Origin of the sequence: Acinetobacter sp. 'aerobic (ED)' (assembly GCF_904886855.1) — a bacterium.
GTDB classification, from domain to species: Bacteria; Pseudomonadota; Gammaproteobacteria; order Pseudomonadales; family Moraxellaceae; genus Acinetobacter; species Acinetobacter courvalinii.
In genome coordinates this window covers 80,221-92,526 of the sequence record NZ_CAJHGI010000002.1, presented here as the reverse complement: position 1 = coordinate 92,526, position 12,306 = coordinate 80,221, and the positions used below count along the sequence as shown (strand labels likewise).

The following is a 12,306-nucleotide window of genomic DNA, read 5'->3' as shown; positions in this document are numbered from 1 at the left end:
CAGAAATAAGAAATAGGTATTTTAGTAACCAAGCTAGTTAAATACTTAATAATTCCACTGTTTAAAATCTAATTGATAATTTTCTTGTGGATTGAGCTCTAAGATCCAGGCTGTATCTTCACGCCAGTCGCCTAATACAATACGCTGCTTATTTTGCAGTTGATGGATGTCAGGACGATGCGTATGCCCATGAATTAAATAATCAACCTGTTCAATCACGGATTCTACGGCTTGAGCATTCACATCCATGATGTCGTAACTTTTGAGCTGTTTGGTTGCACTACTTTTTTTACGGAAACCATTAGCAAGTTTTTGTCTGAAACTGAGCGGCGTTCGTTTTATTAGTCCTAATAACACTGGATTACGAATCACTTTGCGGAAACGCTGGTAAGCCACATCATCGGTACATAAGGCATCGCCATGTTCAAGTCGAAATTTGGTGTGATGAATTTCAAGGGTATAAACATCGGGCAGTAAAATAGCGTTGAATTGGTCCAAGAATTTTTGGCCTAAGGCAAAATCACGATTACCGACTTGGAAGTAAATCTGATTACCAGCAGCAGAAAAGGATTGTAGGGCAGTGACAATTTCATCCAGCCACGGAGCAGCGTAATCATCGCCAATCCAGGCATTAAACCAGTCACCTAAAATATAGAGCTGGGTATTTTTATTCTTGTATTCGTCCAGTAAAGCCAAAAACCCTCGAACAAGTCGAGGGTGATCAGGTGACAAGTGTAAATCTGAGATAAACAGATAGGTCACATTTTTATCCTTTTTAATCTCCCTAAATCCCTCTTTAACAAAGAGGGACCTGCGTAGCGAAGCTACTCAGGAGAGATTATTATTCAGAAATAATTTTAGCAGATTCAATCACAACGTTTTCTAAAGGAACGTCAGCGTGGTAACCACGGTTACCTGTACGAACGCCTTTAATTGCTTCAACAACGTCCATGCCTTCAACGACTTTACCGAATACAGCGTAACCCCAGCCTTGAGCTGTTTTACCCGTGTGGTTCAAGAACGAGTTGTTTTTAACATTAATGAAGAATTGAGCAGAAGCAGAGTGCGGAGCTTGAGTACGCGCCATTGCAATTGTGCCTTCATCGTTGCTTAAGCCGTTGTCAGCTTCGTTTTCGATTGAATCACGCGTTGCTTTCTCTTTGAAGTTTTCGTCCATGCCACCGCCCTGGATCATAAAACCATCAATCACACGGTGGAAAATTACGCCGTCATAGAAACCGTCACGTACATATTCTAAGAAATTTGCAACCGTTTTTGGTGCTTTTTCAGCGTTAAGCTCAAGAACAATACGACCTTTGTTGGTGTTTAATTCGACTTGAGGAAAACTCATTACATTAATCTCCTAAACATGGGCAAATTGACCATGGGTTTTTGGTTGAGAGAAGCATAAGCAAACTGTAAACTACAAGGCAAGTAAAAAACGTTAAAATCTTTCATAAATAGTAAAGATTGCGTTTTTATTTCCCATTTTTAACTGTAAGAAGTGATTTACACCCTATGAAGCCAAATGATGTTGTTTCAGAACTGCCAAAGACCCCGACGCCGAATACTCAAGCCTCTGTCGATGCTGCGCAGCAAGAACAACAGGCAGGCTTAGATTTTGTTCGTCAAGTCATTACTGATGATTTAAAAGAAGGTCGTACCCAAAAAGTTGTAACTCGTTTCCCGCCTGAGCCAAATGGTTACTTGCATATTGGTCATGTGAAAGCGATCTGTTTGAACTTTGGGATTGCCGAAGAATTCGATGGCTTATGTAATTTGCGTTTTGACGATACCAACCCGGATGCTGAAGAACAAGAATATGTTGATGGTATTGCCAACGACGTAAAATGGTTAGGCTTTAACTGGGATGGCGAGCCACGTTATGCATCTGGTTATTTTGATCAGTTATATGCATGGGCGGTTCAGTTAATTGAACAAGGTGATGCCTATGTGGATTTGCAAACTCCAGAGGAAATCAAGCTAAACCGCGGTAATTTCGTTGAGCCAGGTAAAAACTCACCTTACCGTGATGCAACAGTTGCTGAGAACCTGGCACGCTTTGAACAAATGCGTAATGGTGAAATCCAAGAGGGCGGCGCTGTACTCCGTGCCAAAATTGATATGGCCAGCCCGAATGTGCATATGCGTGATCCGATTCTTTATCGTGTATTGCATTCAGAGCATCACCAAACCGGTGATAAATGGAAAATGTATCCAATGTATGACTATGCTCACCCATTGTCAGACGCAATTGAGGGCATTACCCATTCACTCTGTACCCTAGAGTTCCAGGACCACCGTCCATTCTATGACTGGATTGTCGAGAAAGTTCATTCGCAAGCAGTACCTCGTCAATACGAGTCTTCTCGTTTAAATGTCGACTATACCATTACCTCGAAACGTAAATTGCGTAAACTGGTTGAAGGCAACTATGTACACGGCTGGGATGACCCACGTATGCCAACCGTGGTGGGGATGCGTCGCCGTGGTTTCACCCCTGAAGGCTTGCGTGATTTCTGTAAGCGTGTTGGCGTTTCAAAAACCGATGGTATCGTCGATGTGGCGATGCTTGAGTTCTGTATCCGTCAGTCATTGGAAAATGCTGCAGCACGTGGCATGGCCGTACTCAATCCGCTAAAAGTGACACTGACCAATTTACCTGAGGAATTGGAACTCACTCATGCACGTCATCCAAATGTGGATATGGGCGAACGCATTATTCCGTTAACGCGTGAACTTTATATTGATCGTAAAGATTTTGAAGAAGTACCGCCTAAAGGCTTTAAGCGTCTGATTCCTGAGGGTGAGGTGCGTTTACGCCATGCTTATGTGATCAAATGTGATGAAGTGATTAAAGATGCCAATGGTGAAGTGGTTGAGCTTAAATGTTCAATTGATCCGGAGACTTTAGGTAAAAATCCTGAAGGTCGTAAGGTGAAAGGTGTGGTTCATTGGGTTTCTGCGACCAAAGGTGTGCCGGCTGAAGTACGCATTTATGATCGTTTATTTAATGAAGCGGCACCAGATGCAGATGATGACTTCTTGGCTCATCTGAATCCAGAATCATTAAAAGTGGTTCAGGCGGTGATTGAACCTGCTTTAGCACAAGCAAAACCTGAAGATCGTTTCCAGTTTGAACGTGAAGGTTACTTTGTGGCGGATCAGCATGATCATCAAGCAGAAAAACCGGTGTTTAACCGTATTCTTGATCTGAAAGACAGCTTTAAAGCCGACAAGAATTAACAGTAAAAGGGCCTAAATAGATTAGGCCCTTTTTAATTGGAAATGATTAAAGCGGATTGACTTGGTAAAAATAAACCAGCAGCACAATAAATAAAATGGAAGCCAAGACCAAATACGTATTTAGCGTATGAAAACTTTTGATGAATTTTAAAAGAGCCATTTTTCTCCAACACAAAAATATTACTTATCGTTTGGCAATGACTGCCTAATCATTCAACACTAGAATGAATTGCTCTTTCTTGCAATATTTCAGCCTTCAAATGACGATATTTGTCCTAAAGGGTATTTATTTTCTGTCTAAGATGTATTTATTTCTTTATTTTTATTCAGGTGGGCATTTGGAGGTGAGGGGGAGAAGTGCTTTAAAATTAAAGCACTTGAAATGAGTGTGATTAGGCAGATTTTGAAAATTATGTGTTTGCTAAGTTATTCAAAAAGTGTTGCACGACTTTTGCAGTCTGTTGTTCCAGTTGCATGGCATAGGTCAAATTATCTGCTCTGAGCTGAGGGATAGACAGGCCCGCATGACGTATTTCACAGGTATGGCCAATCAGCCATTTTTCAAAGTTCTGTCCGACCACTTCAAGATGGAACTGTAAGGCCAGAATATTATTACCGACAGAAAAGGCTTGATTCGGATAGATTGCCGAACTTGCCAATAAGGTCGCATGTTCTGGTAAATCAAAAGTATCGCCATGCCAGTGCAATACTTCTACATGCTCAAGTGATGCTAATGGATTATTTGCAACCGCTTTGATCTCTAGCTGACTCCAGCCAATTTCCTTTTGCTGCCCTGCATAAACTTTTGCACCTAATGCATGTGCAATCAATTGTGCGCCTAAGCAAATGCCGATGGTTGGTTTATTGGCTTTCAGGCGTTGTTTAAGTCCAGCAATTTCATCGAGCAGAAAAGGATAGTCCTCGGTTTCATATACCCCAATTGGTCCTCCCAAGATTACAGTGAGGCCTTCATAATTCAGGGCTGGGCTGAGATCATCGACACCTGCTTCAAAATAACGTACCCGAAAACCGAGTTGATAAAAGACATCTTCTAAAGAACCCAGATCTTCAAAGGCAAGATGTTGAATCACATTCACGGTTTTCATAAAGGTGGACTTTGTCATTATCGCGTACCAATGATAGATAGAGGAGATTTAGGCATCTTAAAGCATTTATACCGCAGATGTCCTCATCCTGTCTCAAGTTACAGCAAGAAGGGCAGATTATTATTTAAAAAGTATGTCAAAATAGTAGCTTACGATTATAAGTCTCTTCCATTACAGGGACGACATGCTCATCTTTGAGATCAACGCCAGAACGTCCCAGCTGTCTGGAGTTATGCATCAAAGCCAGTAGGCGTTGTGTTGCAATAGGAATACTTAAACCCGCAGGGCGAATATTTGAAATACAGTTACGCTGTGAATCCAGACAGCCACTATGTGCTTCCCAAGTGTAATAAAGGCCCATACTGTCCGGAGAGCTAAGGCCGGGACGTTCCCCGATCAGCATAATGAGCATACGTGCTTGAAAAATTTCGGCAATTTCATCTCCTAAGGCGACGCGACTGCCAGTGGCTATGGCAATAGGGGCTAAAGACCAGCGTTGTTCAGAAAAAGGCTGAATAAGTGCCTGAATAAAAGGAAGAGCATTTTCTTCAATGGCACGCGCAGATAAACCATCACCAATTACAATACAGATATCATAAGACTGGCCATCTGACTTTACTTGCTGCAGTTGCTCAATAGAGTGGCTACAAAGCAACCGCCCCAAATCCGGTCGTTTTAAGTAGAGTTCTTTATGCTCAGCCTGACTTTTTACATGTATTGGATTTAATCCCAGTTGCTGAAGTTGCTCAGAAAGTAATTCGACATTTAAGCACTGAAAAACTGCATCTTTGGCTTGCGCATGGCTCAATTGAAAATCGAGTAAGGCACGAGTTGGTATACTACATCCAGCACGTCCAATCGCAATCCGGGCATCGGTAAATTGTTTTAATGTTTCCCATTGATCTTGATGAGACTGGGCTGGATATTGGATATCTTTTGAAAGTTTCATTTTTGCTCTTCCTTAATGCATGAACAGTTTGGAAAATTGAGCGGGGACTTGCTCTGCCCAATGAATCTGGTGCTGCTGTTGCCTCAAGATTCCTTGTTGTTCTAACCAATGAGAAAATTCAGGTGCAGGTTTGAGTCCAAGTAATTGCCTGAGATAAAGTGCATCATGGAAGGAAGTAGTTTGATAATTCAGCATGACATCATCTGAACCAGGGATCCCCATAATAAAGTTAATGCCTGCTGTCCCGAATAGGGTTAAAAGTACATCCATATCATTTTGATCAGCATCGGCATGGTTGGTATAACAAATATCGCAGCCCATCGGAACGCCAAGTAATTTGCCACAAAAATGATCTTCTAAGCCTGCACGAATAATCTGTTTACCATCATAAAGATATTCAGGACCAATAAAGCCGACGACCGTATTTACCAGTAAGGGATTATATTTACGCGCAACGGCGTAGGCTCGCGTCTCGATGGTCTGCTGATCAACGCCATGATGTGCATTGCTGGACAGGGCACTGCCTTGACCGGTTTCAAAATACATCACATTGTGACCTACCGTACCGCGATTTAGCGCAAGTGTCGCCTCATAACCTTCTTGCAACATGGCAAGAGAGATACCAAAACCCTCATTGGCTTTTTGTGTACCTGCAATGGATTGAAACATTAGATCAATCGGGACATTTCTTTCAGCCAGTTGAATACCTGAACTGATATGGGTCAAAACACAAGACTGGGTTGGAATCTGATATTCCTGAATGACATGATCGATTAGTTTCAGTAATTCAGATAAATTATGCAGATTATCTGTTGCTGGATTAATTCCGATCACGGCATCACCGTTGCCATACATCAAACCATCTAAAATACTGGCAGAAATACCCAATACATCATCGGTTGGGTGGTTGGGCTGCAAACGTGTGGATAGGTGACCTTTTAAACCGATGGTATTTCGGAATTGAGTAATCACCTCACATTTGCTTGCGACATAGATGAGATCCTGATTGCGCATGATTTTACTGACAGCAGCTACCATTTCGGGTGTTAAACCAGCAGCAAGCTGTTGCAGTTTTTCGGTCGTGGCATTTTCACTTAATAACCAGTTACGAAAATCGCCCACAGTAAAATGTGCAATCGGGGCAAACAGGTCTGCCCGATGTTCATCCATAATCAGTCGGGTAATCTCATCTGTTTCATAGTCCACAACTGTTTCGTGTAAAAAGTTTTTGAGTGGAACTTCTGCAAGTGTCATTTGTGCAGCAACGCGTTCTGTGGCGTCTTGGGCTGCCACACCCGCCAACTGATCACCAGAACGTAAAGGAGTGGCTTTAGCCATCAAGGTTTTCAAGTCGGCAAAATTGTATTGTTGTTGAGCCACGATTTGACGATAGCGCATGTGATTCTCCTTAATCTGCTGATTTATTCCTGTTCATTGCTTTTGAGATGAGCAAACTCTTCCTCTGGTGTACCTTGTATTAAATGATGGCGACTGTAGAACATGAAATAGCCAATAAATAGTACGTAGATTGTAGCCGCAATACACCAGACTTTTGGGTTGACCAGAAAGCCCGCAATCACAGCAATAGCAGCAAGAATTAAAGCAATACCAGAGGTAAAAATGCCACCAGGCGTTTTATAGGGGCGGTGCATAAGTGGACGGGATAGACGTAATTTAATATGCGAAAGCATCATCAGCACGTAGGAGATGGTTGCTCCAAATACAGCAATTAAAATCAGTAAATCACCTTCTTTGGTTAAAGACAGTAAGAAACCAATAATGCCTGGAATAATAATCGCTAAATAAGGGGCTTTATTCTGATTGGTGAGGGAAAGTGAGGTTGGCAAATATCCTGCACGGGATAAGGCAAAGATCTGTCTTGAATAAGCATAGATAATTGAGAAGAAGCTGGCAACCAGTCCTGCCAGTCCTACAAAGTTTACAAAATTGGCCAGCCATGTACCTTGTCCGTAGACTTTCACTAAAGCATCAACTAGTGGTGCACCAGAATGTTGCAAAGCGCTTGCACCAGCAGCACCTGCACCCAAGAATAAAATCAGCATGGCAAAGGCGGTTAAAATTAACATGGCTCCGATTAGCCCGCGAGGTAATGACTTGGCCGGATCTTTGGCTTCTTCGGCCGCAAGAGGAACACCTTCAACGGCCAAGAAAAACCAGATTGCATAGGGAACGGCAGCCCAGATTCCTAAATAACCATAAGGTAGAAACGAACTGGCACCGCGTTGTTGACCTGCCGGAATATCAAACAGGTTATGCATACTAAAATGAGGGAACATGGCAAAAATAAAAACAGCCAAAGCAATTGCAGCAACCAGTGTAATGGCAAAGATAATTTTGAGGGCTTCTCCAGCACCTTTAAGATGAATACCCATAAAAATGAGATAACAGGCCAGATAGACTTGCCAGCCACCAATACCAAATAATGACTCACAATAAGCGCCAATAAAGGTGGCGATTGCAGCAGGAGCAATTGCATATTCGATCAAAATGGCCGTGCCAGTTAAATAGCCCCCTAGAGGCCCAAAAGCCGTACGGGCAAAACTATAACCACCACCCGCAGTTGGCAGCATGGTTGCCATTTCTGACATGGAAAGGCATAAGCATAAATACATAAAGGCGACAATTGTGGTGGCGACAAACATTCCGCCCCAACCGCCTTGGGCGATACCGAAATTCCAGCCGGCAAAATCTCCAGAAATGACATAGGCCACGCCCAGACCAATGAGTAATAACCAGCCTACAGCGCCTTGTTTAAGCTGTCTTTGTGCAAAATAATCCTCAGAAGAGCTTGGGGATACTGACAATGTAGACGTGTGTTCTTGATTGTTCATACAAAACTCCATGTATTCGATTTATCAGCAAGATGCAAAAGCAATGCCGATATTGCACACCTTGTGCAAATCTTGATTGTGAATATCGATGTTTTAATCTGTTGTCATAGCAATAAAAGGGAAATCACGGTTGTAAAAATGCTTTTTGTCTAAAAAACTGCCAATAATGCTGTGTGAAGTGAATTTTCATTTTAGAAGCCAGCGTAGATTTTTAAAAAGAAACTTACGCTGGCTTGTTATAGATGCCTTGAATATCGGACTTAGAAAAAGCCCATTGCTTTTGTGGAATAACTGACAAGCAAGTTTTTGGTTTGCTGATAATGATCAAGCATCATTTTGTGATTTTCACGGCCTACACCTGATTTTTTATAGCCGCCAAAAGCAGCATGGGCAGGATAGATGTGGTAGCAGTTGGTCCAGACGCGACCAGCTTCAATTGCACGTCCAGCACGATAGGCGGTATGGGTAGAGCGTGACCAAACACCAGCACCTAAACCGTACATGGTGTCATTGGCAATCTGGATCGCTTCATCAAAGTCTTTAAAGGTTGTGACCGACAAGACGGGACCAAAAATCTCTTCCTGAAAGACTTGCATGTTGTTATGGCCTTTAAAGATCGTCGGTTCAATGTAGTAACCATTACCTACTGCTTTACGTTCATGACCACCTAGCAGTACCTCGGCACCTTCCTGTCGGCCTGTATCTATACAGCGTAAGATTTTTTGTTGTTGTTCCAGTGAAGCTTGTGCACCCACCATCGTTTCTGTATCAAGCGGGTGTCCCAGCTTAATGCGTTTTACCCGTTCAATTGCTTTTTCCATAAACTGATCTGCAATACTTTCCTGAATCAAGGCACGGGATGGGCAGGTACACACTTCGCCCTGATTCAAGGCAAACATGGCGAAACCTTCCAGAGTTTTATCGAGAAAGTCATCGTCCTGATCCATGACATCAGCAAAGAACAGATTCGGTGATTTTCCGCCGAGCTCGAGCGTCACAGGAATGATGTTCTCTGTCGCATAACGCATGATCAGTTGCCCGACCTGAGTTGAACCTGTGAAAGCAATTTTGGCAATACGTGGACTGGTTGCAAGGGGTTGACCAACCTCAGCGCCATAGCCATTGACGATATTCAGGACTCCCGGCGGGAGTAAATCCTGAATTAACTCTGCCACCAATAAAATCCCAACCGGTGTTTGCTCAGCAGGTTTGATTACGACACAGTTGCCTGCTGCTAAAGCAGGTGCCAGTTTCCAGGCAGCCATGAGGATCGGGAAGTTCCACGGGATGATCTGACCCACTACACCCAGCGGTTCATGAAAATGATAGGCAATGGTGTCTTCATCTATTTCAGAAATACCGCCTTCTTGTGCACGAATACAACCCGCAAAGTAACGGAAATGATCAATGGCTAACGGAATATCCGCTGCAAGTGTTTCGCGGACTGGTTTGCCATTGTCCCAGGTTTCAGCAACAGCCAGCATTTCCAGATGAGCTTCCATCCGGTCTGCAATTTTTAGCAGTAAATTAGAACGCGTAGTTGGAGAAGATTTATTCCATTCCTTTTTGGCTTGGTGGGCGGCATCAAGTGCCAGTTCAATATCTTCTGCACTTGAACGAGGGATACGTGTAAAACTTTTGCCATCGACAGGGGAAATATTGTCAAAGTACACTCCTTTGACTGGTGCTATCCATTTTCCACCAATAAAGTTTTCATATTGGGCTTTAAATTGTATTTTGGAATCAGGTTGATTAGGATCGATATAGCGCATAAACATATTCCTTTATGTGTAAGTTCATTTGAATAAAGTACCGAGTACGTTATTGAACAAAGATTAAATTGCCCAAGGTTGGGAAAAGGTTGGAACTGCCTGTGAATGGACAAGGAAATTACAAATGTTCACAAAGAAAGAGCTACTTCAGCAAAGGATGCTGGTCGAGCAATGTCGTACCCAAAGTGTTTTAAATCCAAAACATGCGGAGAAACTTGGACAGAGCATTGCGAGTTCATGGGAACGTTCCACGCAAGCCAATATTCCGAAAGAGCGCGATGCTGCGCCTTTACAAGATCAAAGTACTGAAAGTAAAAGTTCGTTGATGCAGGCATTGGAGTATTGCAAAGAAGACTTGAAGCATATTGCAGAACAATCTTCGATGGTGTTGGCGGTTGGAGATGTGGGAAGCACCATTATCTGGACAGCAACTAGTGCGCAAATGCGTAATGCAGCAGAACGGGTGCATTTTGTTGCAGGAGGACAGTGGCAGGAAGAGCTGGTTGGAACCAATGCGCTGGCTTTGTCACTAAAAACCCGGCAATCCAGTTGCGTGTTTTCTAATGAACATTACATGGCTTCGGTACATGACTGGGTTTGTTATGCGGCTCCTGTAGTTGATCCTCACTCCAAACGGATTTTAGGGGTGGTAGATTTATCAACGACCTGGAAAAATCATAATAGTCTGGGGGTGCTGGCTGTTGAGCGATGTGCTTCAATTATTCAAATGGCAATACAAGAGTTACAACAACAATCGCTATATTTAAGAACCTTTTCGGCTCCTCAGGCTTCATTCAATGGTAAAAATCTGCTGCTGACCCCGCGACAGATTGAAATCATGACGATATTAGCGTTATGTCCGCAGGGGATGAGCCTCGATCACCTGCATCAAGCACTGTATGGGGAACGCAAAGTCAGTATCGGAACTTTAAAGGCGGAGATGTCCCATTTGAGAGAGCGATTAGGAAATGCCTTGGGCTCACGACCTTATCAACTGAACGTTCCAGTCGAAGCGGATTTTCTGCAACTGGAACAAGCACTGGATGCGGGCTATTTAAATACCGCTTTACAATGTTATACCGGTATCTTTCTGGCGAAAACCGAGAGTCCATTTTTGTGTACATGGCGTGACTGCATCGAATCGCGGTTAAGTCATGCGATTTTTCAGGCGCAGGAAAGTGATATTTTATTCAAGCATCTGGCATACAATCCTGAAGCGATTGACGTTGTGGAAAGATTGATGGAATTATTACCTATAGATCATCCTGCAAAGCAGATGCTCAGACGCTATCGTGACTGCTGAGCATCGTAAACTCATGTGATTATTTAAGTTTTTCTGCCAGCCAGTCAAACAGCGCTTGATAGACTTTTTCCCGTACCGGTGGGGCTGAAAGCACAAGATCATGTAAACCATTGTGAATCGCTAAAGTTTGTACATCACCTTTCATTTTCTTGGCATTCTGTGTCATATCTTTGACATCCAGAATGACATCACTTTGCTGTGCATCAATACCCCATTTTCTTGGATTGTTAGATTGATGTGAGTGCATGATCAAGGTGGGCACACTTAAGCTCACGCCTTGATGAATTTCTTTTTGTGCTTCATGAATTGCCGTCACAAAACTTAAATTCACAAATGGCATGGTTTTCGGTTTCCAGTCTAAATTGAAATCCCATTCCCCATAGAAATCTTGATGTAAGCTTGGGGTGTACCATGGATTGAGACCACTTGGGAACTTTGCCTTAGGTAATCGTTTACCAACTTCACTGAGCAAGGGAATGCCGAGTTTTTTCTCGATGGTACTTTTGTAGAAATCATAAAATGGACTGTTGGCCCAGACTGCTTTAATCAGACGATGATCCGGATAATGTGCCGCATAAAGTGTCGCAATCAAACCGCCAGTCGAATGCCCAGCCAGTACCACCTGTTGATGATTTTCCTGACCAATGATTTCTAAGGCTTTGCTGATTTCGGCATCGTATTCGCGTAAATCAAGGACATAATAGAATTTCTGATGGGGCAGTCTGGAACGACCGTATTTTCTCAGATCCAGTGCATAAAAATCATAACCATGCTGGTTAAACTGTTCTGCCATTTCTTTCTGGAAGAAATAATCGGCAAATCCATGAATATATAAAACTGCTTTTTTTGTGGTTTGAGCAGCTTTCTTGCGTACCAGAGTGGCTACAACTTTCCCATCATAATCATCAGCGAAATTTAAGGTCAGTTGCTGATAATCTTCACCTAGTATATCTGGCTGATAAGTATAAAGATTTGAAGTCGTCATTTTTATAGATCAAGTCTGAATTCATTAATAAATACCTTAAATGAAAACATCTGGATGTCAACGTAAATATACGATCTCAGCAGTTGGGTCACG

At 42.8% G+C, this 12,306-nt stretch carries 10 protein-coding genes; 2 read left to right on the top strand and 8 right to left on the bottom strand.

Annotated features, from left to right (window positions below; genetic code table 11):
- Window positions 1-45: 45 nt before the first annotated feature.
- Together JO943_RS03935 and JO943_RS03930 are read right to left on the bottom strand one after the other, a co-directional pair.
- Complete coding sequence (locus JO943_RS03935) at window positions 46-762, bottom strand: UDP-2,3-diacylglucosamine diphosphatase (RefSeq protein ID WP_202740051.1); 717 nt, start codon at window positions 760-762, stop codon at window positions 46-48.
- A 79-nt stretch (window positions 763-841) separates the two neighbouring features.
- A complete protein-coding gene (locus tag JO943_RS03930) occupies window positions 842-1,351 on the bottom strand; it encodes a peptidylprolyl isomerase (RefSeq protein ID WP_005229682.1) in 510 nt (169 codons plus the stop codon).
- Window positions 1,352-1,518: 167 nt separating this feature from the next.
- On the opposite strand from JO943_RS03930, the gene JO943_RS03925 reads away from it, so the two are divergent.
- The gene (locus JO943_RS03925) at window positions 1,519-3,246 is read left to right on the top strand and encodes a glutamine--tRNA ligase/YqeY domain fusion protein (protein ID WP_202740050.1); all 1,728 of its coding nucleotides are present in this window, start codon (window positions 1,519-1,521) and stop codon (window positions 3,244-3,246) included.
- Window positions 3,247-3,656: 410 nt separating this feature from the next.
- Here JO943_RS03925 and JO943_RS03920 read toward each other — a convergent pair whose 3' ends face one another.
- From JO943_RS03920 to JO943_RS03900, 5 genes are all read right to left on the bottom strand, one after another.
- Window positions 3,657-4,370 (bottom strand): glutamine amidotransferase, encoded by a 714-nt coding sequence (locus tag JO943_RS03920; RefSeq protein WP_202740049.1) that lies wholly within the window; start codon window positions 4,368-4,370, stop codon window positions 3,657-3,659.
- A gap of 118 nt (window positions 4,371-4,488) precedes the next feature.
- Window positions 4,489-5,301, bottom strand: a complete 813-nt coding sequence (gene eutC / locus JO943_RS03915) for an ethanolamine ammonia-lyase subunit EutC (protein WP_199972527.1) — start codon at window positions 5,299-5,301, stop codon at window positions 4,489-4,491.
- 12 nt (window positions 5,302-5,313) lie between these two features.
- Window positions 5,314-6,699 (bottom strand): ethanolamine ammonia-lyase subunit EutB, encoded by a 1,386-nt coding sequence (locus tag JO943_RS03910; protein ID WP_005229691.1) that lies wholly within the window; start codon window positions 6,697-6,699, stop codon window positions 5,314-5,316.
- A gap of 23 nt (window positions 6,700-6,722) precedes the next feature.
- Window positions 6,723-8,153 (bottom strand): ethanolamine permease, encoded by a 1,431-nt coding sequence (gene eat, locus JO943_RS03905; protein WP_202740048.1) that lies wholly within the window; start codon window positions 8,151-8,153, stop codon window positions 6,723-6,725.
- Between the two features lie 260 nt (window positions 8,154-8,413).
- Entirely contained in the window at window positions 8,414-9,925 is a 1,512-nt protein-coding gene (locus JO943_RS03900; protein WP_005229695.1) for an aldehyde dehydrogenase family protein, read from the bottom strand.
- Window positions 9,926-10,049: 124 nt separating this feature from the next.
- On the opposite strand from JO943_RS03900, the gene JO943_RS03895 reads away from it, so the two are divergent.
- On the top strand, window positions 10,050-11,228 hold the full coding sequence (locus tag JO943_RS03895) for a transcriptional regulator (RefSeq protein ID WP_005229697.1): 1,179 nt from the start codon (window positions 10,050-10,052) through the stop codon (window positions 11,226-11,228).
- A 19-nt stretch (window positions 11,229-11,247) separates the two neighbouring features.
- Here the strand turns inward: JO943_RS03895 and JO943_RS03890 are convergent, their stop codons facing one another.
- Window positions 11,248-12,213 (bottom strand): alpha/beta hydrolase, encoded by a 966-nt coding sequence (locus JO943_RS03890; protein WP_202740047.1) that lies wholly within the window; start codon window positions 12,211-12,213, stop codon window positions 11,248-11,250.
- Window positions 12,214-12,306: the final 93 nt, after the last annotated feature.